The organism is Hyphomicrobium sp. 802, assembly GCF_000526135.1.
Taxonomy (GTDB): domain Bacteria; phylum Pseudomonadota; class Alphaproteobacteria; order Rhizobiales; family Hyphomicrobiaceae; genus Hyphomicrobium_B.
In genome coordinates this window covers 2,516,425-2,543,165 of the sequence record NZ_JAFM01000001.1, presented here as the reverse complement: position 1 = coordinate 2,543,165, position 26,741 = coordinate 2,516,425, and the positions used below count along the sequence as shown (strand labels likewise).

At 61.3% G+C, this 26,741-nt stretch carries 29 protein-coding genes; 19 read left to right on the top strand and 10 right to left on the bottom strand.

What is annotated here, in order from left to right; genetic code table 11:
• Window positions 1-6: 6 nt before the first annotated feature.
• On the top strand, window positions 7-435 hold the full coding sequence (locus HYP802_RS0112785; protein WP_013947727.1) for a CBS domain-containing protein: 429 nt from the start codon (window positions 7-9) through the stop codon (window positions 433-435).
• Here HYP802_RS0112785 and HYP802_RS0112780 read toward each other — a convergent pair.
• Window positions 417-1,415, bottom strand: coding sequence for a patatin-like phospholipase family protein (locus HYP802_RS0112780; protein WP_013947726.1), 999 nt, complete (start codon window positions 1,413-1,415; stop codon window positions 417-419). The genes HYP802_RS0112785 and HYP802_RS0112780 overlap by 19 nt on opposite strands.
• Window positions 1,416-1,585: 170 nt before the next feature.
• On the bottom strand, window positions 1,586-1,999 hold the full coding sequence (gene hisI, locus HYP802_RS0112775; RefSeq protein ID WP_013947724.1) for a phosphoribosyl-AMP cyclohydrolase: 414 nt from the start codon (window positions 1,997-1,999) through the stop codon (window positions 1,586-1,588).
• Between the two features lie 256 nt (window positions 2,000-2,255).
• Here hisI and HYP802_RS0112770 point away from each other — a divergent pair, with 256 nt between their 5' ends.
• The 5 genes from HYP802_RS0112770 to HYP802_RS0112750 all read left to right on the top strand — a co-directional run bounded on the left by HYP802_RS0112770 (window position 2,256) and on the right by HYP802_RS0112750 (window position 6,555).
• Window positions 2,256-2,717, top strand: coding sequence for an iron-sulfur cluster assembly scaffold protein (locus tag HYP802_RS0112770; RefSeq protein WP_013947723.1), 462 nt, complete (start codon window positions 2,256-2,258; stop codon window positions 2,715-2,717).
• Between the two features lie 316 nt (window positions 2,718-3,033).
• The gene (locus HYP802_RS0112765; protein WP_013947721.1) at window positions 3,034-3,663 is read left to right on the top strand and encodes a hypothetical protein; all 630 of its coding nucleotides are present in this window, start codon (window positions 3,034-3,036) and stop codon (window positions 3,661-3,663) included.
• Between the two features lie 66 nt (window positions 3,664-3,729).
• Window positions 3,730-4,008, top strand: a complete 279-nt coding sequence (gene yidD, locus HYP802_RS0112760) for a membrane protein insertion efficiency factor YidD (protein WP_013947719.1) — start codon at window positions 3,730-3,732, stop codon at window positions 4,006-4,008.
• Window positions 4,009-4,122: 114 nt separating this feature from the next.
• The gene (gene thrS / locus HYP802_RS0112755; RefSeq protein WP_013947718.1) at window positions 4,123-6,066 is read left to right on the top strand and encodes a threonine--tRNA ligase; all 1,944 of its coding nucleotides are present in this window, start codon (window positions 4,123-4,125) and stop codon (window positions 6,064-6,066) included.
• 240 nt (window positions 6,067-6,306) lie between these two features.
• Window positions 6,307-6,555, top strand: a complete 249-nt coding sequence (locus HYP802_RS0112750; RefSeq protein WP_013947717.1) for a DUF883 family protein — start codon at window positions 6,307-6,309, stop codon at window positions 6,553-6,555.
• Window positions 6,556-6,637: 82 nt separating this feature from the next.
• Here HYP802_RS0112750 and HYP802_RS0112745 read toward each other — a convergent pair whose 3' ends face one another.
• The 3 genes from HYP802_RS0112745 to HYP802_RS0112735 form a co-directional block, all read right to left on the bottom strand.
• A complete protein-coding gene (locus tag HYP802_RS0112745; RefSeq protein ID WP_013947716.1) occupies window positions 6,638-7,453 on the bottom strand; it encodes a hypothetical protein in 816 nt (271 codons plus the stop codon).
• 82 nt (window positions 7,454-7,535) lie between these two features.
• A complete protein-coding gene (locus tag HYP802_RS0112740) occupies window positions 7,536-8,525 on the bottom strand; it encodes a lipid A biosynthesis acyltransferase (protein WP_024275880.1) in 990 nt (329 codons plus the stop codon).
• Between the two features lie 10 nt (window positions 8,526-8,535).
• Window positions 8,536-9,741 (bottom strand): FAD-dependent monooxygenase, encoded by a 1,206-nt coding sequence (locus HYP802_RS0112735; RefSeq protein ID WP_013947714.1) that lies wholly within the window; start codon window positions 9,739-9,741, stop codon window positions 8,536-8,538.
• A 242-nt stretch (window positions 9,742-9,983) separates the two neighbouring features.
• Between HYP802_RS0112735 and HYP802_RS0112730 the strand changes: the two genes are divergently transcribed.
• From HYP802_RS0112730 to HYP802_RS0112695, 8 genes are all read left to right on the top strand, one after another.
• Entirely contained in the window at window positions 9,984-11,342 is a 1,359-nt protein-coding gene (locus HYP802_RS0112730; protein WP_013947713.1) for a porin, read from the top strand.
• Window positions 11,343-11,597: 255 nt separating this feature from the next.
• On the top strand, window positions 11,598-11,957 hold the full coding sequence (locus HYP802_RS0112725) for a hypothetical protein (protein WP_244421011.1): 360 nt from the start codon (window positions 11,598-11,600) through the stop codon (window positions 11,955-11,957).
• A 142-nt stretch (window positions 11,958-12,099) separates the two neighbouring features.
• Window positions 12,100-12,426 carry a septum formation initiator family protein gene (locus HYP802_RS0112720; RefSeq protein ID WP_013947711.1) on the top strand — a complete coding sequence of 109 codons (327 nt, stop codon included), beginning with the start codon at window positions 12,100-12,102 and terminating at the stop codon, window positions 12,424-12,426.
• 128 nt (window positions 12,427-12,554) lie between these two features.
• The gene (locus tag HYP802_RS0112715; protein WP_013947710.1) at window positions 12,555-12,884 is read left to right on the top strand and encodes a DUF5076 domain-containing protein; all 330 of its coding nucleotides are present in this window, start codon (window positions 12,555-12,557) and stop codon (window positions 12,882-12,884) included.
• A gap of 216 nt (window positions 12,885-13,100) precedes the next feature.
• The gene (locus HYP802_RS0112710) at window positions 13,101-13,472 is read left to right on the top strand and encodes a hypothetical protein (RefSeq protein ID WP_013947709.1); all 372 of its coding nucleotides are present in this window, start codon (window positions 13,101-13,103) and stop codon (window positions 13,470-13,472) included.
• Between the two features lie 232 nt (window positions 13,473-13,704).
• The gene (locus HYP802_RS0112705; protein WP_013947708.1) at window positions 13,705-13,989 is read left to right on the top strand and encodes a hypothetical protein; all 285 of its coding nucleotides are present in this window, start codon (window positions 13,705-13,707) and stop codon (window positions 13,987-13,989) included.
• 70 nt (window positions 13,990-14,059) lie between these two features.
• Window positions 14,060-14,314, top strand: coding sequence for a GlsB/YeaQ/YmgE family stress response membrane protein (locus HYP802_RS0112700; protein WP_013947707.1), 255 nt, complete (start codon window positions 14,060-14,062; stop codon window positions 14,312-14,314).
• A 97-nt stretch (window positions 14,315-14,411) separates the two neighbouring features.
• The gene (locus HYP802_RS0112695; RefSeq protein ID WP_024275878.1) at window positions 14,412-14,885 is read left to right on the top strand and encodes an SRPBCC family protein; all 474 of its coding nucleotides are present in this window, start codon (window positions 14,412-14,414) and stop codon (window positions 14,883-14,885) included.
• Here the strand turns inward: HYP802_RS0112695 and HYP802_RS0112690 are convergent.
• The 5 genes from HYP802_RS0112690 to HYP802_RS0112670 all read right to left on the bottom strand — a co-directional run bounded on the left by HYP802_RS0112690 (window position 14,875) and on the right by HYP802_RS0112670 (window position 18,801).
• Window positions 14,875-15,735 carry a pentapeptide repeat-containing protein gene (locus tag HYP802_RS0112690; protein ID WP_024275877.1) on the bottom strand — a complete coding sequence of 287 codons (861 nt, stop codon included), beginning with the start codon at window positions 15,733-15,735 and terminating at the stop codon, window positions 14,875-14,877. The genes HYP802_RS0112695 and HYP802_RS0112690 overlap by 11 nt on opposite strands.
• Window positions 15,732-16,223 (bottom strand): CinA family protein, encoded by a 492-nt coding sequence (locus HYP802_RS0112685; RefSeq protein WP_024275876.1) that lies wholly within the window; start codon window positions 16,221-16,223, stop codon window positions 15,732-15,734. The genes HYP802_RS0112690 and HYP802_RS0112685 overlap by 4 nt, the downstream gene beginning before the upstream one ends.
• Window positions 16,224-16,329: 106 nt before the next feature.
• Window positions 16,330-16,815 carry a MarR family winged helix-turn-helix transcriptional regulator gene (locus tag HYP802_RS0112680; protein WP_024275875.1) on the bottom strand — a complete coding sequence of 162 codons (486 nt, stop codon included), beginning with the start codon at window positions 16,813-16,815 and terminating at the stop codon, window positions 16,330-16,332.
• A 184-nt stretch (window positions 16,816-16,999) separates the two neighbouring features.
• Window positions 17,000-17,620: a cation transporter gene (locus tag HYP802_RS0112675; RefSeq protein ID WP_013947702.1), complete on the bottom strand. Its 621-nt coding sequence runs from the start codon at window positions 17,618-17,620 to the stop codon at window positions 17,000-17,002.
• Window positions 17,617-18,801: a bifunctional 2-C-methyl-D-erythritol 4-phosphate cytidylyltransferase/2-C-methyl-D-erythritol 2,4-cyclodiphosphate synthase gene (locus HYP802_RS0112670; RefSeq protein ID WP_024275874.1), complete on the bottom strand. Its 1,185-nt coding sequence runs from the start codon at window positions 18,799-18,801 to the stop codon at window positions 17,617-17,619. The genes HYP802_RS0112675 and HYP802_RS0112670 overlap by 4 nt, the downstream gene beginning before the upstream one ends.
• A 288-nt stretch (window positions 18,802-19,089) precedes the next feature.
• On the opposite strand from HYP802_RS0112670, the gene dusB reads away from it, so the two are divergent.
• The 5 genes from dusB to HYP802_RS0112645 all read left to right on the top strand — a co-directional run bounded on the left by dusB (window position 19,090) and on the right by HYP802_RS0112645 (window position 26,738).
• Window positions 19,090-20,076: a tRNA dihydrouridine synthase DusB gene (dusB, locus tag HYP802_RS0112665; protein ID WP_013947700.1), complete on the top strand. Its 987-nt coding sequence runs from the start codon at window positions 19,090-19,092 to the stop codon at window positions 20,074-20,076.
• The gene (locus tag HYP802_RS0112660; RefSeq protein WP_013947699.1) at window positions 20,073-21,242 is read left to right on the top strand and encodes an ATP-binding protein; all 1,170 of its coding nucleotides are present in this window, start codon (window positions 20,073-20,075) and stop codon (window positions 21,240-21,242) included. Before dusB ends, HYP802_RS0112660 begins: the two co-directional genes overlap by 4 nt.
• Complete coding sequence (ntrC, locus tag HYP802_RS0112655) at window positions 21,242-22,687, top strand: nitrogen regulation protein NR(I) (protein ID WP_013947698.1); 1,446 nt, start codon at window positions 21,242-21,244, stop codon at window positions 22,685-22,687. The genes HYP802_RS0112660 and ntrC overlap by 1 nt, the downstream gene beginning before the upstream one ends.
• A 250-nt stretch (window positions 22,688-22,937) precedes the next feature.
• Window positions 22,938-25,304 (top strand): PAS domain-containing sensor histidine kinase, encoded by a 2,367-nt coding sequence (locus HYP802_RS0112650; RefSeq protein ID WP_024275873.1) that lies wholly within the window; start codon window positions 22,938-22,940, stop codon window positions 25,302-25,304.
• A 33-nt stretch (window positions 25,305-25,337) separates the two neighbouring features.
• Window positions 25,338-26,738: a sigma-54 dependent transcriptional regulator gene (locus tag HYP802_RS0112645; protein WP_013947696.1), complete on the top strand. Its 1,401-nt coding sequence runs from the start codon at window positions 25,338-25,340 to the stop codon at window positions 26,736-26,738.
• Window positions 26,739-26,741: the final 3 nt, after the last annotated feature.

The following is a 26,741-nucleotide window of genomic DNA, read 5'->3' as shown; positions in this document are numbered from 1 at the left end:
GATTTTATGATTATCGGACAGATATTGAAGTCCAAGGGCAGAAGCGTCATGACCGCGTCGCCCGCCGACACCCTTCAGGAAATCGCGCTACGTCTGGCGAGCCGCAAGATCGGCGCGATCGTCATCCTCGAGAACAACAAACTCGCCGGGATCATCTCGGAACGCGACCTCATTCGCCTCATCGCCGAGCATGGGCCGAAGGCGCTCGCCATGACCGCGAACGACGGCATGACGCGCGACGTCATCTCATGCACGCGCGACTGCACGATTGACGGCGTCATGGAGACGATGACGAAAGGCCGTTTCCGCCATGTGCCTGTCCTCGAAGACGGCGAACTCGTCGGCATCATCTCGATCGGCGACGTCGTCAAACATCATATCGCTGAGGTCCAGCTCGAAGTCACCGCCATGCGCGATTACTTGGCGACGGGCTGAAGGTCCTGCTGGATGGCGACGCGCTTGTCCTCCGTACGCGTCCGCTTTGGCTCGCAGACCTCGATCTCGCGCATCAGGTCGTCGAGTTGACGTTCGACGGCCTGCATGCCGAGTTCAATGGCTTCTTCCGCGCGATGGAAATCGAATAGTCCGACCTCCTGCAATCGCGGCGACAGCATCGCGTCGGGCGGATCGCCTGCGAGACGCGAACGTGCGATCCGGTCCTGCACGATATTGAGCGCATCGACCATGACGGTTGATATTCCCGGTGCGCCGTCGCCTTTGCCGAGGATCTGCCGCTGCAAGAGCCCGCGGACGCCTTTCTTGCCAACCGTTTCGGCTGCCGCGGCGTTCCGCAATTCTTCGTCAGCCTCCGAGAACATCGCTTCGGGCGAGGAGATGACACTGCCGCGGCCGAGGATGTCGAAATTCAGATTGACAGCGATGACGTAGCGCGCGCCCAGAGCCCGGCAGACGGAAACGGGGATCGGGTTGACGAGCGCGCCGTCGAATAGCCACCGCCCGTTGACCTTCACCGGCTTGAACACGCCCGGTAGCGCATAGGAGGCGCGCACCGCGTCGACCAGCCGTCCGCGGGACAGCCAGTGCTCATGCCCGGTGCCGATCTCGGTCGCGACCGCAGTGAAGCGCGTCTCGAGATCTTCGATGTTGCGGTCGCCCAGCTGCTGCTCGAGCCGGCTGCACAGCCGCTGCCCACTGATGAGGCCCGTGCCGGCGAAATTGAAATCCAGATATCCGAAGATGCGCTTTGGCGTCAGTTCACGCGCCCAGCGCTCCAATTGGTCGAGATGACCGGCAGCATAACAGCCGCCGACGACGGCTCCGATCGACGTTCCGGCAATAACGTCGGGCCGGATGCCATGGCGTTCGAGAGCCTTCAAAACGCCGATGTGCGCCCATCCGCGCGCGGCGCCCCCACCCAGTGCTAATCCGATCCTCACGCTCGTCCTGCCAAGCATGATTGGCACTCCCGATACGCACCCTCTGCCGGCGATGGTTTTTGCCGACACATCCGCTGCGACGTTATCGCCAGCCGATTAAGGTCCCGCTACCAAGAGGTAAGCAAGTTATGAACGCGAGCATGGCAAACGGGACGCCGGACCGGCGACACGTGATGAGAGCGTCAGGTTCAGGCGGTCGGAGTTTTAGGTGCGGGGAGGGGAGCGAACTCCAGCGCGGCGGCGTCTGTCCCATCCGGCTTTACGACGCGCCGGTAGAAACACGACCGCTCACCCGTATGGCAGGCAACCCCGTCGCCCTGCACCTCGGCGGAAACCCAGACGACATCCTGATCGCAATCCGTCCGCAGCTCTATGACTTTGAGAAGGTTGCCGCTTTCCTCGCCCTTCTTCCACAGCTTGCCGCGCGAGCGACTCCAGAAATGTGCAATGCCGCTGGCAATGGTCTCATTGAGAGCCATCTGATTCATGTAGGCGAACATCAGCACGTCGCCCGACCGGTGATCGGTTACGACCGCCGGAATGAGCCCCTCGGCGCTGAACTTCGGCTTGAATGAATGGGTCGTCTCTATCGTCTCGGTCATGCCGCTTTAGTTCTCCGGCGCCATCTCGTCATCACAATGCACCTGAGCGAAAAGCGCATATGTGATGACCGCGACGCCACATAGGGAAAGTCCGTTTTTCGCTCGACGGCCCACTGACGCAGCTGGCGAACGGCCGCATCTCGCATTCGATACCGGCTCGGCTTATATACGGCGACCGGAACGTTTGGACGAGGGTCGGTCGCGGCCCAAAGATCCGAAAGACGGATCCTGAGAACCGGAAGACGCGAAGATCGCTATGGCCAATCTCGATGAGATCTACAACACGCGCATCCTGGAGCTCGCGGGCGGTATCTCTCATACCGACCGCCTGACCGAACCCGACGGCAGCGCCACGGGACACTCCAAGCTCTGCGGCTCGACCGTGACTGTCGACGTAAAGCTCGAAGACGGGCATGTAAGCGAATTCGGCCAGTCGGTGAAGGCTTGCCTGCTGGGTCAGGCCTCGGCCTCGGTCATGGGGCGGGAGATCGTCGGCTCGACGCCGGATGAGCTTCGCCGCATCGGCCGGGAAATGCGCGCCATGTTGAAGGAGGGTGGTCCGCCGCCCGCCGGGCGCTGGGCGGATCTCGCCGTTCTTGAGCCGGTCCGCAACTACAAGGCCCGACATGCATCAACACTTCTGGTGTTCGATGCGGTCGAAAAGGCGCTCGAGGATGCCGAGGTGCGAGCGAGCGCCGACGTCCAGGCAGAACGCTAACCTTGACCGCAATTTTTCCTCTAAATTTCTGACCGACGCCCGTACGCCCAATCGACGGGCGCGAGCCGGCGTGCTGTATATTCTGCGACTGCACCCCGGATCGATGCGGCGAGCCATTTCGACAACTCGGCGGAATCTTTCTTCCCCCGGCTTGCTGGAAGGGCTTTCGGTTTGAGAAAAACTGGGAGTAGAAGACGCATCGAACGGTCGGTTCGTTAGTCACAAAAACGAAGAAAGAAACCGGCGCGTCTCCAAGCATTGGCTGGCGTGCAACGGCTGGAAAAAAATAGACCTTAGAGCACAACGGGAGATCCAGATGTCAGCGCAGGATAACGATAGTGGCACGCGCGCAGAGGGTGCTGCCTCATCGACCAGCGCACTGAAATGGATCGTTATCGCGATCCTGGCGTTGGTGGCGATCTATGGCTGGCAACAGAAGACGTCGGCTGAGGCTCAAGTGTCGGCGCTGCAGGGAGAGGTCACCTCGCTGCAAAAGGCCGTCGATGATGCCGCCGATGTCAGAAAGTCGTCGCAAGACGAGATCGACCGCCTGAAGGCCGCCGTCAGCGATGCCCAGCGCCAGGCCGACGAAAGCAAGGCCGACGTTTCAACGGCAATGGGCAAGGTTTCCGAACTCGACAACAAGGTCACGGCTGTGACCAAGGAAAACGACGACCTGAAGGCCAAGCTCCAGGGCGCCGCCGAGGAAATGAAAGCCAAGCTCGCCACGGCCGACGACGCGACGAACAAGGTCAAGGCCGAGCTGGAAGCCGCCAATAAGGCGAAAGCCGACGCCGAATCCGCAGCTGCTGCGCTTCGCGGTGAGATCGACAGCCTCAAGGGTCAGATCGCGACGCTTCAGAAGGACCTTGAGACTGCGAAGGCTGCCCAACCGGCGACGCCTGCCGCGCCGGCCCCCGCGGCTCCTGCAACCCCGACGCCGTAAGGCGAGGCGCGGGCCATCAGAGCGTCGCACTTGCATAGCGCTGTGGAAACGCGCTCTGCTTCGGACATGAGTTCGAGGCTTGCCAAAACGCTGCTGAAAGCGCCGATCCACGTCTACCGCTACACCTTCAAATGGCTGGTTGGTGGCCAGTGCCGCCATTGGCCGACATGCTCGGAATACGGGCTGCAGGCGATCGAGCTGAACGGCGCCTGGCGCGGCTTCTGGCTGACGCTGTCGCGGTTCGTCCGCTGCGGACCGGGTGGCACCCATGGCGTCGACCCCGTGCCGGACATCCGCGATGTCAAACACACCTTCCAGCCCTGGCGCTATGGTCGCTGGCGGTAGACTTCGCTTTCGATCATGCCGCAGCTTGACTTGGACGCGCCCACACCCCATTAGCGCAATCGAAAATCGTCTTACGCCGCGTCCGTATGCGGCGAGTGAGCAAAGGAGGCCACGATGACAGACGTCACCATTACGTTCCCAGACGGCAAGCAGCGCCAGGTAGCAGCGGGAACCACGGGCCTCGAAATCGCCAAGTCGATCTCTCCTTCGCTCGCGAAACGTACCGTCGCCATGCAGCTCAATGGCGCGCTGGCCGACCTTGCCGATCCGATCAATCAGGATGCGTCGATCAACTTCGTCTCGCGCACCGATCCGGCAGCCTTAGAGCTGATCCGGCACGACGCCGCGCACGTTCTCGCCGAAGCCGTGCAGTCGATCTGGCCCGGCACTCAGGTGACCATCGGCCCCGTGATCGACAACGGCTTCTATTACGACTTCGCCAAGCAGCAGCCGTTCGAGCCGGAAGACATTCCGAAGATCGAAAAGCGCATGGGCGAGATCATCGCCAAAAACGCGCCTTTTACGAAGGAAGTCTGGTCGCGCAACAAGGCGAAGGAGTTCTTCAAGGACAAGGGCGAGTACTTCAAGGTCGAGCTTGTCGACGCCATTCCGGAAGACCAGGACGTCAAGATCTACAAGCAGGGCGAGTGGCTCGATCTCTGCCGCGGCCCGCACATGACGTCGACAGGCCAAGTCGGCAAAGCGTTCAAGCTGATGAAGTTCGCAGGCGCCTATTGGCGCGGCGATTCAACCAAGCCGGTCCTTCAGCGCATCTACGGCACCGCGTTCGCGACCGAGGATGAACTGAAAGCTTATCTGCATCAGCTCGAAGAAGCCGAGAAGCGCGATCACCGCAAGCTTGGCCGCGAGATGGATCTCTTCCACTTCCAGGAAGAAGCGCCGGGCTCCGTCTTCTGGCATCCGAAAGGCTGGACCCTGTTCCAGACCTTGATCGCCTACATGCGCCGTCAGCAGGCGCGCGCAGGCTATACCGAGGTCAACACTCCGGACATGATGGAGAAGCACTTCTGGGAGCTTTCGGGTCACTGGGAGAACTACGGCGAGAACATGTTTACGACCGTGCTTCCCGATGAGCGCGTGTTCTGCTGCAAGCCGATGAACTGTCCCGGCCACGTCCAGATCTACAAGAACGGTCTGAAGAGCTATCGCGATCTACCGCTGCGCATCGCCGAGTTCGGCAAGGTACATCGTTATGAGCCGTCGGGCGCGCTGCACGGCATGCTTCGGGTGCGCCACTTCACGCAGGACGATGCGCATATCTTCCTGACTGAGCATCAGATCATGGAGGAATGCCTCAAGATCAATGATCTGCTGCTCTCGATCTACAAAGACTTCGGCTTCGAAAACATCGTCATCAAGCTGTCGCTGCGGCCTGAAAAGCGCGTCGGCTCCGATGAGCTTTGGGACAAAGCCGAGAAGGCTCTGAGCGACGTGCTCGATGAAGTGAAGCGCCGCTCGAACGATCAGATCAAGACCGAGATCCAGCCGGGTGAGGGCGCGTTCTACGGACCGAAGCTCGAATACGTGCTGCGTGACGCCATCGGCCGCGACTGGCAGTGTGGCACCACGCAGGTCGACTTCAACCTCGCGGGCCGCCTCGGCGCGTTCTATATCGACGAGAAGTCGGAGAAGAAAACGCCGGTGATGATCCACCGCGCGATCTTCGGTTCACTCGAACGTTTCACCGGTATTCTGATCGAGAACTTCGCCGGACACTTCCCGCTGTGGCTCGCGCCGCTGCAGGTCGTCGTCGCGCCGATCGTCTCGGACGCGAACGATTACGCGGTCGAAGTCGCAGAGAAGGCGAAGGCGCTGGGCCTGCGCGTCGAAACGGACCTTCGCAATGAGAAGATCAACCTCAAAGTCCGCGAGCATTCGCTGACCAAGGTTCCGGTCATCCTCGTCGTCGGCAAGCGCGAGGCGGAAGAGAAGAAGGTTTCCGTACGCCGCCTCGGTTCGCAAGACCAGACCGTGCTTGGCCTCGATGAGGCACTAACGGCGTTGGCAAAGGAAGCGGTTCCACCGGATATGCGGTAACGGAATAATTCGCATCGCCATTCGGACATAAGTCGGAATGGCGATGCGTTGACTCGGTTGCCCTAACGTCGTGGCCGCGGAACCCGCCATCCTGGCCACGCAATAATCAAAGTGCCTCGTGCAAAGTCCCAGCTTAGTTGGAATACAGCGTTCGGACATTGCTCACCGATTTGCCATGAAACCTTCCACTCTCCGTTCGCGTTGCACGGTCGATGTTGCAACAAACGGAGTACCCCCCAAATGGCTACGTCATCCGCATCTCAGTACGGATCAGGCAGCGTTGAAGATCTAAAGAGCAAAGCGAAACAAGCTTACGATGACGCGTCCGATCGTGCTCAGGAAATGGCCGGTCAGGCCAAGCAGCAAGCCAGCGAAGTCGCCGGCAACGTGAAGGGTGCAATCGACAAGTCGGTCAAGGAACAGCCTGTGACGACGTTGCTTGCAGCAGCAGCGGTCGGCTTCGTCATCGGCGCGCTGTGGAAGTCGTAACGACGAACACCGTCGTCGACCACCCGACAGCTAAGAAATTCATCCGCCGAGAGATCGATTTAAAAGCGATCGCTCGGTGGATTTATTTGCGCGGGGCGGTCGGCTGCGATCGCAGATCCGCTTTTCGTGTTTGAGCTTCTTTTCTCAACTCGCCGCTATAGAGATCAATCGCCGCCGCACCGACCTCGTGAATATAGGCGCGCACGAGCCGCTCGGAGATCGTGCCCTTCAGCCACTGAAACAGCGATTTCGATAAACGCTCGCGCATTTCGTACGTTGCCGCTGTCGCCGGATTGACCATGCGCGCCACGCGCCACACCGACCAGGCGCGCCCGGCAACGTCATAAATTCCGCGCCAGCGATAGACCTGCGCGAACTGCGCCACCGTCAGTCGATTGCCGAGCGGGATCGTTCCCTCGAACACAGGCCGCAGCCTTGCGCTCACCTGTTCGACGAGAGTCAACGCTTCCGGCACCGTAAAGTGCAGCATAGGGTCTTTGTCGGCTGGGTGATAAACCTTAGCAACGATCTCGACCGTCTCTAGGCCGGTATTCAGAAGGTCGTTCCAGGTCGAGATCGTGCGCGAGTTAGAGTCGTTCGCAAACACATCGACCGCCGACATCGCGTCGCTGCGAATATCTGAGGCAACATCCGCAGTCTCAGGCGGCAACACCTCTTGAACCTCAGAAACATCCGCGGTGCGCGCTGGCGGTCGACCCAGCGTTCGCCGCTCGAATACGAAGGCCAGCGCCGTGCAGATGAGCGTCGCAACGGCCCAGTGAATAAGATAGCCGTGCTGCCAAAGCCAAAGACTGCCGAGCGGAATCAAGGCGATCGTTGGCAGCAGAAGCCCCATGGCAACGACAAAGAGGCGTAATGGCGTCAGGGCGTCGTTCATTCCGCGCTCCGTTGAGGCACAACCTCAAAAAACGCTCTCGTCGCCCATGCAGTTCCGAAAAAGCCGTGGTGGGCCAGCGCGGTTAATTCCAGCGGCGGTTGGACCACATCCATTGCTCGGGCAGTTCGCGCACCCATTCCTCGAACTGGCGCGTCATCTCGGCGGTTGCCCATTTGACGTCTTCGCCATGATTGGACGTGCGCGGAATGCGCAGCTCTTTCAGCTCGATCTCGAAGCGGCTGTCGTTGCCGACGCGCATACAGCGAGACATCCAGATGCGCGCGCCGACGCGCCGGGCGATCATCGCCGGAATGGTGACGGTCCGGGCGTCGTGCCCAAAGAAGGGAACCGGCAAACCGGTCCGGTCCCAAAGATCGCACACGACACCGAGCCGCCCGCCGTTGCGGACGTAATCCATGATCACGCGCGCCGTCTTCTGGCTCTCGCCGTGATCGCCTTCGACTTTGCCGCGGCCGAATAGTCCGCCCGGATAGAGGTCGCGCCGTTGATAGCGAATGTAGCGGTCGATGTAAGGATTGTTGACGGAGCGATAGACGCACGCCGGATTGGCGCCTGCGATCGTCAGTGGCCAAATCGCCAGCTCCCAGTTGCCCATGTGCAGCGATGCGCCGACGATCGGCCCGAGCTTGCTCGCATAGCGATTGAAGACATCTGGGTTCTTGATCGTCAGACGCGACGGTTCGGCGATGATCTGGTCGATCCGCATCGTCTCGGCCATGACGCGGCCGAGATTCTCCCAGTGACGCAGGGCGATCGTCAGTCGCTCTTCGTCCGACATCTCGGGAAAGGCGATCTTCAGATTATCGAGGGCGCGCTTGTGCCGTTTTGGATTGATCTTCGGCGCCAGCCGCCGCCAACACCACGCCGAAATATGCGTCGCCGTGTCGAGCGGCACCGAGCGGACAATGCCGACGATGAAGCGAAGCAGGCCGTATTCCAGCCTGAACTGCAGATCGCGCAGTGGCGAAATTTCCGTCGAGGACAGTTCCCGGTTCCTTATCCTGATGGCGAATGCCGCAGCGAGATGCCCCTGCGCTCCGCTGGCCGTCAAGCCTCGGCGGTCACATTTCCCCGCCACTCATCAGAGCGGGCCGCGAAGCGGACGGGAGGATGCCTTCGCGCATCACCTGGGTCCTTAGGGTCGAACTTGACGCCAGCGCAAAGAGGCCGAGCCCACGGGCAAGGTTCACGCCCGGAATGTGGCTGCTTAGCAGCGAGCGATTCAACAGGTCGATCGCGAAGATCCGGGTTCCGATGTCGGCCTTCCGCGCACTGTCGTACCGGCTGAGCACGGCGTCGCCGCCGATATCCTCGCCCCGGGTTTTAGCCTCTCCCGCAATCTCGGCGAGAGTTGCCGCGTCTCGGCAGCTGAGGTTGAGGCCCTGGGCGCCGATCGGTGGAATGACGTGGGCGGCTTCGCCCGCGACCACGACCCGGTTTTTCGCCAGTATCCGTGCGCTCTGGCCGGAAAGCGGAAAAGCTTGTCTTGGCGTCAAGCCGGAGATGGAGCCGAGCAGCCCCTTAAGCGCCTGTCCCAGTTCGTGCTCGAATGCCGAATCATCAAGCGCCAGCAAGCGCTTCGCTTCTTCCGGTTCCTCGATCCAGACGAGGTTCGAGGTTTTGCCCGGCCCTGGCACGACCGTGAGAGGGCCGACGGGGCGATGCAACTCGGTCGAGACGCCGTGATGGTCACGCTGGTGATGGAATGTCGCTACAATTGCAGATTGCGGGTAGGTCCATGATGCAACGTCAATGCCCGCCGCTGTACGGGCTGCCGACCGACGGCCATCGGCGGCGACGACCAACCGCGCCGTGATCGTCGCGTCATCGCGATACGTCAGCGTGACGTTCTCAGAACCGATGTCGATCCGGCTGACGGCTACGGGAATGCGCGTCGTCGAGCCTTGGCAGACCGCTTCTAGCGCCTCCGTCAGAGGCACATTGGGGATGTTGTAGCCAAAGGCTTCAAATCCGGCCTCACGCGCCTCGAAAAGCACCTCCGGCGCCCGCAGGAGGTGCTTGCTTCCATCTACAATCCGGATGCCGGTGATAGGCTCGGAATGAGCCTGCAGCCGCGCCCAAATATCGAGCTTTTTCAGCAGCTCGATAGAGCCGCCGAACAGCGCCGAGGTCCTCCGATCGAGCGGGTTGGAGGGTGGCCCGATAACCACCGTACGGAGGCCGGACATCGCACATGCGGCGCCTGCGACAAGTCCGGCAGGACCTGCTCCGATGACAGCAACGTCAAAAATGTCTTGTCCAGCCATGCTTTAGGTCCCGGAAGTGTTGTTATTGAAGCACAGAAACGGTCCAAAGGGCCAGATGTTGCAGCAAAGCAACGATTGTGACGGCCAACTGTCACGCAACTGTTAAATAGACCGGTTAGCAGACACTTAAGTTGTCCACATGGCTTAGACGCACTGCGGGCAAAACTGGCGAAAAACGCCCGGCGCGCTAGGGGATTGCGTGCCGTCAGTTATCTGGGGTCTGTAAAAATAGAGGGGCACCGATGAATTCGGTATTCAAATTATCAAGCAGCCGTTGGGCTTTGCTGGCGGCCTTCGGGTTCGTCGCCGCAGGCATTACGCCGGCCGCTGCTGCCGACTTGGGCGGCGACTGCTGCGCCGATCTTGAAGAACGTGTGGCTGAACTCGAAGCCACGACCGCTCGCAAAGGTAACCGCAAAGTTTCGCTGACGGTTTCTGGCTGGGTCAATGAAAGCGTCATGTGGTGGGACGACGGCACCGAAAGCAATGCTTACGTCGGCACCAATAAGCTCGAACAGAGCCGCGTCCGCTTCGTTGGCGAAGCTCAGATCATTCCGGGTTGGTCGGCTGGCTACACCTTGGAGCTTGGTATCCTTGGCGCAAACTCCTCGGGTTCCTCGGGCTGGAGCCAGAACAACGCCGACGGTACCGGCAACAACTCGGTATCGGTGCGTAAGAGCAGCTGGTTCATCAAAAGCAAAGACCTCGGCAAAGTCACCGTCGGTCAGGACGGCACGGCAATGTACCACGTGCTCGATGACGCTGATGGTGCCAACACGCGTAACTTCTCGGACGCTCAGGCGGCCGCTGTTTATCAGGGCAACTTCGCTCTTCGTCACAACGGCGCGTTCATTGGCGGTTCCCCGACAACTCAGGGTTCGTCTTCTCTGACGTGGAACGGCTCGAACGCCATTATGCAAGGTATTGACAACGGCACGGTTGGCCAGGACGGTCGCCGCAACGTCGTCCGCTACGACTCTCCGACGATTGCCGGCTTTACGCTGACCGCCTCGTGGGGTGAGGACGACGATTGGGGCATGTCGCTGAACTATACCAACAAATGGGGCGACTTCCAGGTTCTCGCCAAGGTCGGTTACGGCGAAAACTCCGACGAAAATATCGGTTGCTCGACGAAGACCGCGCCCACTGATTGCCAATTGTTCGGTGCCGCTGCGACCGTCATGCACGTTCCGACGGGTCTCTATGTCTATGGCGGCTACGGCCAGAATCGCGACCAGCGCGTTGCGGATCTGGATGCGCCCGGCACCGAGGCGACGAGCAGTATGTACTTCATTCAGGGTGGTATCGAGCAGAAGTTCATCCCGCTCGGCAAGACGACGATCTTCGGCGAATACCGTCATGATGATGGTGGCAGCAAGAACAACATCAGCATCACCAACGTCGGCGCCGGCAACGGAACTTTGGGTTCAACCGACCTGAACTTCTACGCTGCTGGTGTCGTCCAGAATATCGAGCCGGCGGCCATGGACCTCTATGTCATGTATCGTCACGCTGACGGCGATATTGCCAACACGGCTGGTGTCTCGACGAGTGTCGATGCCTTCGATGCCGTCATCGCTGGAGCACTTATGAGGTTCTGATCGCTCTCTCCCGTTTGCGAACAGATGCTTGGGGCTGCCGTCGGGCGGCCCCTTTTTGTTCTTCTAGGAAATGCTTAAATACATTACCGGAATTTCCCCTCGACCTGTGACAAACAGGCGATATGGCGACCTTACAACAGGATTGCCGAGAAACGGATGGGAAGCCAGACAACCTGGGATATTGCCATTGAGTTTCTGCTATCTACCGCGCATCAGTAGCTCATGTGCATGCTTGCGAGGCATCGCGAGGTATTTGTGAAACGGCTAGGACTGGTGCTCTTGGTACTTGCGGCTCTTGCCGCCGTGCACAGCACTAATGTGATCGCCATGGAAGAACAGCGGGGCGCAATCCCCGGTGGCGTACCTGTGCCTGATGCACCCAAGGCGCAGGAGCAGGAAGACTCTGCACCCGCCAAAGCCGACACGGGCACCGAAATCCGCATTCCCGGCCTCGGCAAGATCGGCACGCTTCCGAAAATGGACTTCGGCCTCGATCTCCTTTACGGCGCCGTCGAGGAAGAAAACAACCGCTCGACGCCCGACTTTCCCAACTCGCCCGATGACGACGAGAAGCGGGATCTGATGATCCACGGCACCGTTAAGCACCGCTTCTGACAATTCGGGACGAGCGCCTGCAGCGCCTCGATTCGGCGGGCTGTCCGGCCATCGGTGCCGCAATGCCAGCCCAGCGGTTTACCCTGCCTTAATCGGCATCTCCCTATAAAAACAAGATCCGTTTTCACTCAGGGAAATGCGCGTGCATTACGCGAGTCCGCCGCGACGCCGCGGAGCCATCTGGCTCCTCAAACAGCTTTCGGTGACGCTCGCATGTCTCGGGCTCACGGCCTATTTTTCGTATCATATTCGTTATGGCCAGCACGGCCTTGAGGCGCGCGCCGAGCTGAAGGATCGCTCCGCACTGCTGGACTTCGAAATCAAGGGTCTCGAAACAGTCCGCACGCGGCTTCGCCACGACGTCGCGTTGTTGTCGCCGGAAATTCCGAACGCCGATATCGTCGAAGAGACCGCGCGTGACGTACTTGGTTACGTCCGCCCCGACGACAAAATAGTTGTCGCCCGATAAAGACCGTAGTTCACTACTAACCTGCAATATCGTTGTGGCTCACAAGTGTGAGTAATAGCGATAGTCAGCCGTGACGTGTGTGGTGGCTAAATTTGCCGACGCGATCGTAATCAAGGAGTCCGTCGACGATGTCTGACTTTAACGATTCGGATCCGCTCCTTGAGCTGGATGTGCCCGACGGGGTTCCCGAAGCCGAACAGGCGGTCGAATTGATTCGGGCCTGGGTCGCCGACGGCGCCTTGGCGGTGGCTCTCAACGGCGAGGCCTTTGGTCCCCAGTTGGAAGAGTGGGGGCGCGTCCTTGCGCAGATCGGCCATCACATCGCCCATGCGGCGTCGCTGAGCGGAGAACTCGGCGAGGAACACTCCATTGAAGCCCTCCGCAAAGGCTTCAACGCCTCGTTCCCGCAGAGCGAGCTTGCGAGCTACGGCAAGATGCGCCGCCGCGTCACGCACTGACGCATTCCACCGAGAGATACCGCACCATTTCGGTTCGACGTGAATCGAGTGTTGCCGAGTTGCGCCAGAGCGCCGATGTCCACACCTTCGGTCTGGCGGCAGAGTTTCGCTAGGGGATGACCAGCCCCACCCAGCTTGCGCACACTTCCGCCCAGCCGCTAAGCAGACGAGACGTGCGCGTTAAGTTGCCGGCGTGCAACTTCTGGGGGTGGGTCGATGACTGCGGTATCATTTGGCAAAGTCGGAATGATCGTCGTTGCAACAGCGTTGGTCGGCGGCTGCGCGAACGGGGGCTTTGATCTCTCGACGGGCTCGATCACACCCCAGCAGACCGCCGCGAAGACGGACCCTGTATGCGTCTCGCTGGCAAGCCAGATCAACACGCTGAAAGCTGACGGCACCATCAATCGGCTCGAGCAGGCGGCAGACGGCAAGACGAGCAAGGTCTCGGTCAAGCGCACGGCGCTGCAAAAGCAGGCCGAACTCAACAAAGCCTACGAGCAGTTCCAGACCCGGTGCGGCCCGTCAGTCCCGAACCAGGCTGCGGCGCAAGCACCCACGCAGCAGACGGCAGCGGCAAATAAATAAGTTTGCCTGAAAGCCGATGATCGCGCAGCGCCCGCGGCGGGCTCCGAAAACGGGGCCTGCGCTGGCGCAGAGTGTATCCCCTGGGGCTATTTTCAAATTGGTGAGTGCTGCTGCACCGCCACAGGAACGCCACGGGGGATTGCGAAGGCTATCGAGCTGTGGTCTTTGCGACCATTGCGGGGGCAGGGGCTCCTTCTCACTTCCAAAAGAACTTACGCGAGCGAGACGGATAATGCGGGGTAGTCTAGCGGTTGTTCTTGTGACCGTCCTGACGGGGGCGCTCCAAGGTTGCGGAGGCGCGGCCGGAGGAAACGGCGATCCAGGTGCGCGACCGCTGCCACCGGGTCAGTCGTGCGGATCCATCCGTAACGAACTCAATCGCCTGGACTCTCAGGGCGTGCCTGCGCAGGTGGAACGCGCGAGCAACGGCGGCAAGCTCAGCGCCGGTCAGCGTGCCAACGTTGACAAGTACAATGACCTGCTCAATCAATATTTAGGCGCGCGCTGCCACGTCTAAAGCACCACGTCGCAAGCCGGTCAGTTGTGATGATCGCTTGCTGGCACTGGAAATGTCGTCGGAGAGCCGGATGGACAGCCAAACCCGCGATTTGATCGTCTTCGCCCTGATCGGCATCGTTGCCGGCTTCTTGGCCTCGCTCGTGGTCGGCGGTGATGGCCTGATCCGATATTTGATCACCGGCATCATTGGCGCGTTCGTCGGCGGCTATCTGTTCAAGGCGCTCGGTATCAATCTCGGCATCGGCAACGCCCTCGTCACTGAGATCATTACTGCGGCCATTGGCGCCATCATCGTCGTCCTTCTGGCCCGGCTGATCGCTTAAGTGATCGCCACTGCTGTGACCGGGCGGGAAGCGCCTCGCGCAGCTATGACGTCATGCGCATTTTCATCTTATCTGATCGTGTGCCATAAGCGCCGCCATGCCGTCTTTTTCATCCCAGCGCCACGTACGCTTCTCGGCCGCGCAAATGTATGCGCTCGTCGCCGACATCGAGAAATATCCGGAATTTCTGCCGCTCTGCACCGGCTTGACCGTCCTGTCACGCCGCCGGCAAGGGGAGGGGGAGGAACTGACGGCGCGCATGAGCGTCGGCTATAAATCCATCGCCGAGAACTTTACCACGTGCGTCGTAACCAACCCGGCAGAGCTGCGCATCGACGTCAGCTATCTCGACGGTCCCTTCAAGCACCTCGACAATCGCTGGCGCTTTATCGACGACGCAACGGGCTCGGCGGTCGACTTCTTCATCGATTACGAGTTCCGCTCGAAGCTGCTCGGCGTGCTGATGGGCTCGATGTTCGATCAGGCGTTCCGCCGCTTCACGCAGGCCTTCGAGGAACGGGCCGCCAAGATCTACGGCAACGCAGCCGCGAAGATCGCATCTAGCGAATGATCTTGTCCGAGTTTCTGGCGAGCGACAGCCCCTTGAGGCTTTCGAGCCCGATCGCGCCGTGAAGCCGCGTGCCGGACAGGTCGGCGCCGGTGATGTTGGCATCGGTCAGGTCCGCGTCCGTCAGGTCCGCTCCGGTGAGGTCGGCGCCGCTGAGATCGGCGCCTGAAAGATCGGCCCCTCGCAACTGGGTAGCGTGCAGAATCGCGCCTTTGAGCACGGCGAAGCTCAACTGAGAACGGTCCATGTTGGCTCGCGTCAGGATTGCGCCAGAGAGGTTCGCGCTGACGAAAACCGAGCGCCAGAGATGTTCGATGAAACCGGTCCTGTTGATCGGTGCGCAGACCGAATCCGTCAGATCGGCGCCGGAAAAATCGGACCCCGAAAAATCGCCAAAGAACTTCACGCGTTTGAGCGAAGCGCCCTTCAGGCTCGGCGCCTCCCGCGGAATAGGCACGAGCGTTGACGTCGTCGCCGGCCGCATGAGGGAGGCATCATCGAGAGTGGCGCCGTCGAAGCGCGCGCTGATAATAACCGCCCGGTCGAGCCGCGCGCCGCTCAGATCGACGCCGGAGAGATTGGCGCCGGTCAGGTCCGTGCCGAACAGATTGGCCTGCCGAAGATCGGCTTTCTTGAAATCGAGCGATGCCAGATCGAGCCGCATCAGATTGCGGTTGTTGAGCGCTGGGTGGCTACCGGGCGCGGCGCGGAACAGCAGGATCGAAATATCCCGTGCCGAAAGATCGGCCGCCCAAACCGGCGAGAAGACTGAGGTAGTTCCGAGCAGGGCACCGAACATAGCCACGGCGATCGCGCCGATGGATCGGTTGCGCAAACCCAGACATTCGCTCATTTGGCCGCCTCTTCGAGCAGTCTCAATGCCGCCCTGAGGCTGGCTAAGCGTACTTCGTCGCGGCCGGCTTCGCCGAACATGTGCCGTTCCACGCGTGGAGCATCAAATACCGACGCGACGGCGATGTAAACCAGTCCTACCGGCTTGTGCGGGCTTCCTCCGCCGGGGCCGGCGATGCCCGTAATCGAAACCGCGAGATCGGCGCCGGTCGTGCTGACCGCGCACTCTGCCATCGCGTGTGCGACGGCCTCGCTGACCGCGCCGTGATGCTTGATGAGTTCAGCATCGACGCCGATCATGTGTTCCTTGGCGTCGTTCGAATAGGTCACGAACCCGCCGTAGAAGACATCGGAGGAGCCGGGAACGGCGGTGATGGCCGCAGCCACGAGCCCGCCCGTGCAGCTCTCGGCCGTCGTCAGCGTTCGATTCTGATCGCGAAGGATGTCGATGAGATGCTTGGCGTTGGTGAGGACGTCTGCCGGGAACACTGGAGGCCTCGTCGCTTATTCCAAAAAGAAAATAGGGAGCGCTTCCGATGAAGCGCCCCCCTAAAGGCTAACTAGAGAGAGGAGAATGTGCAAACGGCCCAGCTGATCAGGCCGCCGCGAGTACCTCGGCATGCGAAAGCAGACTGTCGAGTACAGACCTGCTGTCAGTCCCCATTGCACCGACAGTACGCTTCTGGGCATCCTGCCAGATCGGATAGGCATCCTTCAGAACAGCCTGACCTTTGGGCGTAAGGTGCAGACCGCGTCCCCGTCGTCCGGCGGGCGGATCCATGACGATGTGGCCAAGCGCGAGCAGGCGCTTCAAGTTGCGGGACAGTGTCGACTTCTCGATGTCGAGTTCGTGGCCGATCTCGACGGCGGTGATGCCGTCACGAGACGCGAGCTGGGCAAGCAGCGTGTATTGGCTTGCGGTGATGCCAAGTGGGCGCAAGGCATCATCGTAGACCCTCGTGACGATACGCGAGAGCTGACGAACACGGGTCGCTAAGCACATCTCGGCTTGAGCCTCGGCAATAGTGCTGATGGCTGCGTCGACGTGCTGGCGGTCGAGATTTTGGGGCATGATGTTCATATCGGCTCCCGTATGGGCACTCTCGTGTGGATCGTGGCAATACAACCACGTGTTCATTTGATGCCGCGATTCTGCCTTGAGGGTCAATGGCGAAAGCCGTTGCAAAGCAGCATCTGCGGCTGTGGTGTTGCCCATGCGCGCAGCTGCAACTCGACGCACCTGCGCTTGTGGATATCTACCGCTGTCAGGAGCGTGACTGCGCGTGCTCTTCGCGAGCCGCTTCATAGACTTCGTGCGCTGCACCAGCATTGATCGCGGCGATGCCGAGGCCGACGATCAGATCGGGCCAGTGCGAGTGTGTGATGCTCGTCAGCAGACCCGCCGCAATAATCGCAATGTTGGCCGCCACGTCGTTGCGCGCCGACAGGAACGCTGCGCGCGTCAGACTGCCGCCCGCGGCCCGGAACGGCGCCAGCATCCATGCGCATATTGAGTTGACGATGAGCGCGCCGATGCCGGTGACCGTGATCGATATAGCCTCCGGCACCAGGCCGCTTGAAAAATTCTGCCACGCTGTCCAGAGCGTCGCGAGGCCCGGCACCAGGATAATGACAGCCAGCACCATTCCGAGCTTGGCCCGTTGCGCTATCGTGAACCCGAGCCCGGCAAGGATTAGCAGGTTGATTGCGCCGTCTTCGAGAAAATCGACGCTGTCGGCAAACAACGCGACCGAGCCGATCGCCAGCGCTACCGCAAACTCGATACCGAAATAGGTGAGGTTCAAGACGGCCACGTTTCGGACCGTCAACCGCAGCGCAGTGTTCGTCGCGATGTCTGATGAAGACTGCTGCGGCTTGTCGCTCATGTTGTCTCCGCGGGTAAGAAGACCATCGCAGTCGCCATGGCGGCGATGCCTTCGCGTCGTCCGGTGAAGCCCATCTGCTCCGTCGTCGTCGCTTTGATGCCGACGCGATGTGCGGGAAGTCCGAGCACGCCACCGATCAGCTCTTGCATGGCCGGGCGATGCGGACCGACGCGCGGCGCTTCGGCGAGCACCGTAATATCGACATTGCCTACCCGGCCGCCAAGATCGCGCACACGTCGAACAGCGTCTTCAAGAAAGAGCTTCGATGCCGCGCCTTTCCACTTCGGATCGGACGGTGGGAAGTGCTGACCGATATCGCCGTCGCCGATGGCGCCGAGCAAAGCGTCGGTCAATGCGTGCAATACGACGTCGGCGTCCGAATGGCCTTCGAGCTTGTGTGTATGCGGGATCTTGATGCCGCCGAGCCAGACGTGATCGCCCTCGCAAAAGCGATGCACGTCAAAGCCGCTCCCGATCCGCGGTTCCAATGCGCTCGTCAATTGCCGGTCCGCCACGTCGAGATCCTCTGCTGTCGTGATTTTGATGTTGCTGCTTAAGTCTTCGACGATAGCTACGTCGAGCCCGGCCCATTCCGCAATTGCCGCGTCGTCGGTGAATGTGTCGATGCCTTGCTCGGCCGCTTTGCGGTGCGCGTTCAGGATCGGTGTAAAGTGAAATCCCTGCGGCGTCTGTGCCCGCCAGAGACCATCGCGCGCGATTGTGTCGGTCACGATACCGTCGGCCGCGCGCTTCAGCGTATCGGTGACGGGAAGAGCTGCCAGCGCTCCTGGCCGTCCGCCGAGTGCGGCAATAACCTTCGAAATCGTCTTAGCCGAAACGAACGGCCGCGCCGCGTCGTGGATCAGAACGAGGTCGGGCGGCGATGAGGAGGCGAGGGCTTCAAGACCCCGAAGGACCGAAGCCTGCCGCGTGGCGCCGCCCATCGCGGGTTCGGAAAGCTTCGTCCCACCGCCGGCAGAGGTCGCAAGCCGATACAACTCACCGTCATCCGCGTGAATGACGACTTTGACCTCGTCGATCTCGGCGTGGCCCGCGAAGATGGCGATCGCCCGTTCGAGGACGGATTTGCCGCCAATCTGAGCATATTGTTTCGGACCCGCGCCTTGGCTGGCGGCGCGCGTTCCCCGTCCGGCCGCGACGATTAAAGCGGCGATGCGCAACACAAACCTCCCCCAAGAACAGGATGCTGCCCGAAAGTCAGGCTGCAACTCCCTGCCTGTTGGCGAGCACTTTCGCAACACTCGCCTTGCAACCGCGACGTTGACGGCGGGCGTGCTATGCCCAATTTCATAGCCGAACAGGGTGAGACCGCGTCAAATGGGCAAATTGTAAATGTATTGTTCGCCCTTGCGAAATCATTCCTCCTTGCCTAGTCTGCCCAAACTCACGGCAGACGATCGTTCTGCTCAATGAATAGGCAGTCGATGGGGCCGTCTCTCTAGGACCGTATGCTGGAAAACATCGTAAACGGCGCGCCACCCGCAGTGCTGGCGCCCATGTCCGGAGTAACAGACCTACCGTTTCGCCGCCTTGCTCACCGTCTTGGAGCGACGCTCGTCGTATCTGAAATGGTCGCGAGCGAGGAACTGGCGAAGGCGCGCCGCGACGTGCTGCGGCGGGTGGAAGGTCGTGATTTAACGCCGTTCGTCATTCAGCTCGCCGGGCGCGAGGAACACTGGATGGCCGAAGGCGCGAAGATCGCCGAAGGCAAAGGCGCCCACGTGATCGACATCAACATGGGCTGCCCAGCACGCGAAGTGACAGGCAAGCTGTCCGGCTCCGCGCTGATGCGCAATCTCGATCATGCCCAGTCGCTCATTCGTTCCGTCGTCAATGCCGTCAAGGTGCCGGTGACGCTGAAAATGCGTCTCGGCTGGGACGACAAGACCCGCAACGCTGGCGAGCTTGCGCGCCGCGCCGAGGCCGAAGGCATCAAGCTCATCACCGTGCACGGACGCACGCGCTGCCAGTTCTTCACCGGCGCTGCCGATTGGCGCGCGGTGCGCGCCGTCGTCGACGCCACCTCGCTTCCCGTCCTGGTCAATGGCGACATTCTCTCGCCCGACCACGCTCGCGCGGCACTGGAAGCTTCCGGCGCAAAGGGTGTGATGGTCGGACGCGGCGCTTACGGCGCGCCGTGGATGCCAGGACGGATCGCCAAGTCTCTCGCATCGGGCCGTGACCCTGGCGACCCGGCGCTTGACGAACAGCGCGACATTGCGATCGAGCATTTCGAAATGATGCTCGGTCATTACGGCAGGGAGCTGGGCCTGCGCAACGCGCGCAAGCACATCGGTTGGTATCTGGCGTCGAGTGGGGCCAGCGACGCAGTCGTCAAATCCTGGCGGGGAAAGCTTTGTGTGATGCTTGAACCGCAGCGCGTGATTGATGGTCTTAAATCCTTTTACTCTGGTACGGAGTCTCTCGCGGCATGAGCAGCAAGTCGGCGTCGATACGCCAATCCGAACGCGCCTCCGCGGCGCCACCACCAGGACCGATCGTCGATTGCGAAGATCTCTTGAGTGCGCTTCCGCACCCGATCCTCGTTATCGCCAACGATCAGTCGATCGTGTTTGCGAACTCGGCAGCGGAATCCTTCTTCTCGATGAGCGCGACGACGCTCACGCGCAGCCGAATTTCGGAGATCGTCGCGTTCGGCTGTCCGCTGCTGGGCCTCATCGAGCAGGTGCAGGCGACCGGCGCAACTGTGAACGAATACGGTATCGAAGTCGCGACCCCGCGCTTCTCGGGCGCCAAGCTCGTAGACATCTACGGCGGTCCGCTCCCTGAAGAGCCGCGCAACATGTTCCTCATGCTGCAGCAGCGCTCGATGGCGCAAATGATCGAGCGACAGTTGACGCATCGCGCCGCGGCCCGCTCCGTTTCCGGCATGGCCGGCGTGCTGGCGCACGAGATCAAGAACCCGCTGTCCGGCATTCGCGGCGCGGCGCAGCTGCTGGAGCCGGGACTGTCCGATGAGGACCGCGCTTTGACGCAGCTCATCTGTTCCGAGACCGATCGCATTCGCAATCTCGTCGATCGCATGGAAGTGTTCGGAGACGAGCGTCCAATCAGCAAGGATGCCGTCAACATCCATGACGTCCTCAACCATGTGCGCCGCATCGCCGAGCATGGCTTCGGCCGCAACGTCCGTTATGTCGAAGACTACGATCCGTCGCTGCCCTTTGTTCTTGGCAATCGCGACAAGCTCGTTCAGGTCTTCCTCAATCTTCTGAAGAACGCCGCCGAGGCTATTGGTGAAAAGACAGATGGCGGTCGCATCATCTTGACGACGGCGTTTCGTCCGGGCGTAAGACTGTCGCTTCCGGGCTCCGATACGCGCGTCAGCCTGCCGTTGATGATCCAGATCGAAGACAACGGCTGCGGCATCGCTGAGCACCTGAAGCCGCATCTCTTCGATCCGTTCGTCACGACGAAGGCATCCGGCAGCGGACTGGGCCTCGCCCTTGTCGCGAAGATCATCGCCGATCACGGCGGCATCATCGAATGTGAAAGCGAACCAAAACGCACGGTATTCCGCGTGCTGCTTCCGATGCAGCGCACACGTCCCGCGGCCGTGCCGACCACGAGAGAGACTTGATGGCCAGAGGCACCATACTGATCGCCGACGACGATACCGCCATTCGCACGGTGTTGAACCAAGCACTGGCGCGCGCCGGCTTCGCCCCCCGTGCAACCGGGAATGCGGCGACGCTCTGGCGTTGGGTGAGTCAGGGCGAGGGCGATGTTGTCATCACCGACGTCGTGATGCCCGATGAAAATGCGTTCGACCTGATCCCGCGCATGAAAAAGTTGCGTCCGGATCTGCCCATCATCGTCATGAGCGCGCAAAACACGCTGATGACGGCGCTGACTGCGGCGGAGAAGGGGGCATTCGAATATCTGCCCAAGCCGTTCGATCTCAACGAGGTCGTGGCCGTCGTCTCACGGGCGCTATCGGAACCGGGCCGCAAACGCCAGGCGACGGCGACCGAGCGCGAATCCGACGAGCTGCCGCTGATCGGCCGTTCGCTGCCGATGCAAGACATCTACCGCGTTCTCGCCCGCCTGACGCAGAGCGATCTGACCGTCATGATCAACGGCGAGAGCGGGACGGGCAAGGAACTCGTCGCCCGCGTGCTGCACGATTACGGCAAGCGCCGGCACGGTCCGTTCGTTGCGATCAACATGGCCGCCATCCCGCGCGAATTGATCGAGAGCGAGCTGTTCGGCCACGAGAAGGGCGCCTTCACCGGAGCCCAGACGCGCACGCCCGGCCGCTTCGAGCAGGCGGAAGGCGGCACGCTCTTCCTTGACGAGATCGGTGACATGCCGCTCGAAGCTCAGACGCGTCTGCTGCGTGTTCTGCAGCAGGGCGAATATACGACGGTCGGCGGCCGCACGCCGATCAAGACCAACGTCCGCATCATAGCCGCGACCCACCGCGATCTCAAAACGCAGATCCAGCAGGGCCTCTTCCGCGAAGACTTGTTCTATCGCCTGAACGTAGTGCCGATCCGCCTGCCGCCGCTGCGTGAGCGCCTTGAAGACGTCGGCGATCTTGTCCGCCACTTCCTGCGTCAGGCCGCACGCGAGGGCCTCGGCCAGAAATCGATCGAGAGCGCGGCCATCGAACGCCTGAAGGCGCATCCTTGGCCGGGTAACGTTCGAGAGCTTGAGAACGTCGTCCGTCGTCTCGTCGCGCTCTACACGCAGGACACGCTGACAGCACAGATCGTCGAGCAGGAGCTTGCAGGCTCTGCCGTTGCGCCGCCCATCGGTGGGCAGCCCGAGAGCGGCGACCTCGGCGAGGCGGTCGAGCGCTACCTGTCGCGCTACTTCTCGTCCTTCGGCAACGACCTGCCGCCGCCGGGCCTCTACGACCGCGTCATCCGCGACGTCGAGAAGCCGCTGCTAAGTGCCGCGCTGGCGGCGACGCGCGGCAATCAGATCCGGGCGGCCGAGCTTCTTGGGCTCAACCGGAACACGCTCCGCGCCCGCATTCGCGACCTCAACATCAGGGTATTCCGCACGGTCGAGGGCTGACGTCCTCGGCCGGAAACGGCGTCGAAGTTATCCACAGGCAGCCGGTAACGGAAAATTTGGCGCTTGAACTGCGCCACACCCGTCGCGAAAATGTCACAGTTACGTTGTTGTTTCTCCCGACGTGATGCGGGATCGCCGCTCCATGCGCGCCAGCAGGCGACGCACAGCGTTAGGCAACGTCGCGCACGAATTCTATCGAACGAAAATTAGAAAACGAATTCATAGCGATAGCAGACTTGGTCGTAATTTGATGAGCGCCGGCAACAGCAATGGCAAAGCTGACACGATCGCTCGCGGCGATCGCGATGCCGTGCGCGATCCTGACGCTATGGGCGACCGAGAGGCTATGGCTGCGCTCATGGATGAGGGGACGACCCCACTCAATCCATCCGACCGTGCGTTTTGGTTTGGATTGGGCGTCGTCCTGCTGTCGCTGACGTCCGCGCTCGTCAGCTACATGATTTTGACCGGGCTGACGGCGATTGCTCCCCGCAACGAATACGTCTGGGGTGCGCTCGCCATCAACGCCGTTCTGATCCTGACGATGTTCGGCACCATCGCGTGGCAGGCTCTGGGCCTCCGGCGCGCGTGGAAGCAGAGGATACCCGGCGCCCGCCTGCACACCCGCATCGTGGCGCTCTTCAGTTTGATCGCCGCATTGCCCGCGGTGCTGCTTGCCGTCGCCGCAACGACGACGTTCTCTCGCTCGCTCGACGGCTGGTTCTCGGGCCGCACCAGCGCCATCGTCGAAAACTCTTATGACGTTGCCCGCGCCTACGTCGACGAGCACAGCCAGATCATCCGGACCGACATCGTCAACATGGTCCGTGACATCAACGGAGAGGCCGCAACCCTCAAGGACGACCCCGACGCCTTCCAGAAATTCCTTATCGGTCAGGCCGGCCTGCGCGATCTGACGTCGGCCTACATCATCGATTCCGACGGCGTGCCGATCGTGCTCGCGCTCGACGATCCGAAGCTGCCGTACGTCGTGCCGCCGCCATCGGCCATCCAGCAGGCGGAAGCCGGGCAGGTGGCACTCTCGCGGCCGTCGAGCGATTATCGGATCTCGGCCATCGCCAAGATCGACTCGATGCCCGGCCGCTATCTTTACGTCGCCCGCGGTGTCAGCCCGAAGGTGATCCAGCATCTCAAAAGTACCGAGCAGAACGTCTACGAATATTCCCGCCTGCGCCAGGCCAAGAGCGGTCTCAAAGTCGCCCACGGGCTGATCTATTTCATGATCTCGTTGACGTCGCTTCTGGCGGCCATCTGGGTCGGCATGTGGTTCGCAGGCCGTTTCGTCGCCCCGATCCGTCGGCTGATCGCCGGCGCCCAAGAGGTCTCGCGCGGCAATCTCGAAATCGAGCTGCCTGAGAAGCGCGGGGAGGGGGACCTTCGCCGTCTCTCGCACACCTTCAACCTGATGACGCGAGAGTTGAAAACCCAGCAGGACGCGCTCGTCACGACCAACGCGCAGCTCACCGAGCGGCGGAATTTCATCCAGGCGGTGCTGTCGGGCGTTTCAGCCGGAGTCATCGGCCTCGATAGCAACGATCGCATCACACTTCTGAGCCGCGCCGCCGAGCGCCTGCTCGGAACGCAAAGTGTCGAAGCCGTCGGCAAGCTTCTGACCGACGTCGTTCCCGAATTCGCACCCGTCCTCGCTCCTGTCGATGAGCAAGGGTTGAAAAATAAAGGTCAGCACGAAATCAAGAAACAGATCGGCGATGAGGAGCGCACGTTCGCCGTCCGCATTACCCACGAGCGGGAAGAGGATGAGGGCGACGTCGGCTCTGTCGTGACGTTCGATGATATCTCCGAGCTTGTGCAGGCACAGCGGACGAGTGCGTGGGCCGATGTCGCGCGGCGCATCGCGCACGAGATCAAAAACCCGCTCACGCCGATACAACTTGCAGCCGAACGCCTGCGCCGCAAGTTCGGGACGCAGATCGACGACAACCGCGACCTGTTCGAAACGCTGACGCAGACGATCGAACGCCAGACCGGTCAGATCAAAAGCATGGTCGACGAGTTCGCGTCGTTCGCGCGCATGCCGCAACCCGTCATGGCCGACCAGGATTTGCGCCTCGCCGTGCAGGAGCCCGCCGTGCTCTTCCGCGAAGGCAACAAGGATATCGACTTCAAGCTCGAAATCCCCAATCAACCCATCCGTGCTCACTTCGATCTGCGGCTTATCTCGCAAGCCGTTACGAATTTGATCAAGAACGGCGCTGAAGCCATCGAATCCTATGGCGAAGCGCAAGGGCGGCCGCCCGACTACAAAGGCCACATTGAGGTCCGGCTTGTTCCGTCGGCGGATCGTGTCGCGATCGAGGTTATCGACAACGGCATCGGCCTGCCGAAGCAAAACCGCGCCAAGCTTCTCGAACCGTATGTTACGACGCGTGCGAAGGGGACTGGCCTCGGTCTCGCAATCGTGCAAAAGGTCGTCGAACAGCACGGCGGCACGCTAGCACTTGAGGATGCACCCTTGACCGAGACGCGCACGCGCGGCGCCTTGGTCCGTCTAACATTGCCTCTGAAAACCAAACCTTCTGAAGTGACTTCAGCCGAGCCCATGCGCTCTCCAGCACATGCCGTTGGCGGAGCATGATATGAAACGCTTTAACCCCCCAGGAGCGCAGCAATGTCAGCTGATATTTTGATCGTCGATGACGAGGCCGATATCCGGGATCTGGTCGCGGGCATCCTGCAGGACGAGGGCCATCGCACACGCCTTGCGCGAGACAGTGACGAGGCCCTGCGCGCCATCGAAGACCGCAAGCCGCATCTGGTCATCCTCGACATCTGGCTGCAGGGCAGCCGCCTTGACGGCCTCGAGGTTCTGACGGTGATGAAGCGGACGTATCCCGATCTTCCCGTCGTCATCATCTCCGGACACGGCAACATCGAAACGGCCGTGACCGCGATCAAGCGCGGCGCTTACGACTACATCGAGAAGCCGTTCAAGTCCGACCGCCTCGTGCTTGTGGCTTTGCGCGCTCTCGAGGCCTCGCAGTTGAAGCGCGAAGTGAAAGAGCTGAAAGAGCGCTCGGTCGTCTCGGCCGAGATGATCGGCAAGTCGCCCGCGATCAATCAGCTCAAGAACAACATCGACAAGGCCGGGCCGACCAACAGCCGCATCATGCTGCGCGGCGCGTCGGGTTCCGGCAAGGAACTCGCGGCCCGCGTGCTGCACCAGAAGTCGCTCCGCGCCGACGGCCCGTTCGTCGTGCTGAATGCAGCCGCCATGGTGCCAGATCGCGTCGAGGAGGAGCTGTTTGGAACCGAGGACCGCACCGGTGGGCCACGCAAGGTCGGCGCGCTCGAAGAAGCCCACACCGGCACGCTCTACATCGACGAAGTCGCCGACATGCCGATGGAAACGCAGGGCAAGATCCTGCGCGTTCTCGTCGAGCAGAAGTTCCTGCGTCTTGGCGGCTCGCAGAAGGTGTCGGTCGATGTCCGCATCATCTCGTCGACCTCGCGCGATTTGGAGCAGGACATTCGCGAAGGCCGCTTCCGCGAAGATCTCTATCATCGTCTCAACGTCGTGACGCTTCGCGTGCCGAGCCTCGCCGAGCGCCGGGAAGATATTCCCGAACTGATCCAGTACTTCATCGGGCAGGTCGCGCAGACATCGGGCCTCGCGCCGCGCCGTATCGGCGAAGACGCTATCGCGGTGCTGCAGGCGCACGACTGGCCGGGCAACGTCCGCGAGTTGCGCAATAACGTCGAGCGCCTGTTGATCCTTGCAGGCGGCGAAGCGGGCGCGGCGATCACGGCCGACATGCTGCCTGAAGAAATCGGTTCGAACGTGCCGCTGCCCGTCAACGGCGGGGCCGAGCATCTGATGTCGCTGCCGTTGCGCGAAGCTCGTGAAATCTTCGAGCGCGAATACCTGCTGGCGCAGATCAACCGCTTCGGTGGGAATATTTCCCGCACTGCGGAGTTCGTCGGCATGGAGCGTTCGGCACTTCACCGCAAGCTTCGGGCGCTGGGCGTCTCGTCCGAGCAGCGGAGCGGCGATCTGCGTTCCGCCTCCTAGGAG

What these genes read in the sequence shown, in the direction of transcription:
- HYP802_RS0112785 (WP_013947727.1), top strand. Translation starts at nt 7, where the DNA reads ATGATTATCGGACAGATATTGAAGTCCAAGGGCAGAAGCGTCATGACC.
- HYP802_RS0112780 (WP_013947726.1), bottom strand. Translation starts at nt 1,415, where the DNA reads ATGCTTGGCAGGACGAGCGTGAGGATCGGATTAGCACTGGGTGGGGGC.
- hisI (WP_013947724.1), bottom strand. Translation starts at nt 1,999, where the DNA reads ATGACCGAGACGATAGAGACGACCCATTCATTCAAGCCGAAGTTCAGC.
- HYP802_RS0112770 (WP_013947723.1), top strand. Translation starts at nt 2,256, where the DNA reads ATGGCCAATCTCGATGAGATCTACAACACGCGCATCCTGGAGCTCGCG.
- HYP802_RS0112765 (WP_013947721.1), top strand. Translation starts at nt 3,034, where the DNA reads ATGTCAGCGCAGGATAACGATAGTGGCACGCGCGCAGAGGGTGCTGCC.
- yidD (WP_013947719.1), top strand. Translation starts at nt 3,730, where the DNA reads ATGAGTTCGAGGCTTGCCAAAACGCTGCTGAAAGCGCCGATCCACGTC.
- thrS (WP_013947718.1), top strand. Translation starts at nt 4,123, where the DNA reads ATGACAGACGTCACCATTACGTTCCCAGACGGCAAGCAGCGCCAGGTA.
- HYP802_RS0112750 (WP_013947717.1), top strand. Translation starts at nt 6,307, where the DNA reads ATGGCTACGTCATCCGCATCTCAGTACGGATCAGGCAGCGTTGAAGAT.
- HYP802_RS0112745 (WP_013947716.1), bottom strand. Translation starts at nt 7,453, where the DNA reads ATGAACGACGCCCTGACGCCATTACGCCTCTTTGTCGTTGCCATGGGG.
- HYP802_RS0112735 (WP_013947714.1), bottom strand. Translation starts at nt 9,741, where the DNA reads ATGGCTGGACAAGACATTTTTGACGTTGCTGTCATCGGAGCAGGTCCT.
- HYP802_RS0112730 (WP_013947713.1), top strand. Translation starts at nt 9,984, where the DNA reads ATGAATTCGGTATTCAAATTATCAAGCAGCCGTTGGGCTTTGCTGGCG.
- HYP802_RS0112715 (WP_013947710.1), top strand. Translation starts at nt 12,555, where the DNA reads ATGTCTGACTTTAACGATTCGGATCCGCTCCTTGAGCTGGATGTGCCC.
- HYP802_RS0112710 (WP_013947709.1), top strand. Translation starts at nt 13,101, where the DNA reads ATGACTGCGGTATCATTTGGCAAAGTCGGAATGATCGTCGTTGCAACA.
- HYP802_RS0112705 (WP_013947708.1), top strand. Translation starts at nt 13,705, where the DNA reads ATGCGGGGTAGTCTAGCGGTTGTTCTTGTGACCGTCCTGACGGGGGCG.
- HYP802_RS0112700 (WP_013947707.1), top strand. Translation starts at nt 14,060, where the DNA reads ATGGACAGCCAAACCCGCGATTTGATCGTCTTCGCCCTGATCGGCATC.
- HYP802_RS0112695 (WP_024275878.1), top strand. Translation starts at nt 14,412, where the DNA reads ATGCCGTCTTTTTCATCCCAGCGCCACGTACGCTTCTCGGCCGCGCAA.
- HYP802_RS0112690 (WP_024275877.1), bottom strand. Translation starts at nt 15,735, where the DNA reads ATGAGCGAATGTCTGGGTTTGCGCAACCGATCCATCGGCGCGATCGCC.
- HYP802_RS0112680 (WP_024275875.1), bottom strand. Translation starts at nt 16,815, where the DNA reads ATGAACATCATGCCCCAAAATCTCGACCGCCAGCACGTCGACGCAGCC.
- HYP802_RS0112675 (WP_013947702.1), bottom strand. Translation starts at nt 17,620, where the DNA reads ATGAGCGACAAGCCGCAGCAGTCTTCATCAGACATCGCGACGAACACT.
- dusB (WP_013947700.1), top strand. Translation starts at nt 19,090, where the DNA reads ATGCTGGAAAACATCGTAAACGGCGCGCCACCCGCAGTGCTGGCGCCC.
- HYP802_RS0112660 (WP_013947699.1), top strand. Translation starts at nt 20,073, where the DNA reads ATGAGCAGCAAGTCGGCGTCGATACGCCAATCCGAACGCGCCTCCGCG.
- ntrC (WP_013947698.1), top strand. Translation starts at nt 21,242, where the DNA reads ATGGCCAGAGGCACCATACTGATCGCCGACGACGATACCGCCATTCGC.
- HYP802_RS0112650 (WP_024275873.1), top strand. Translation starts at nt 22,938, where the DNA reads ATGAGCGCCGGCAACAGCAATGGCAAAGCTGACACGATCGCTCGCGGC.
- HYP802_RS0112645 (WP_013947696.1), top strand. Translation starts at nt 25,338, where the DNA reads ATGTCAGCTGATATTTTGATCGTCGATGACGAGGCCGATATCCGGGAT.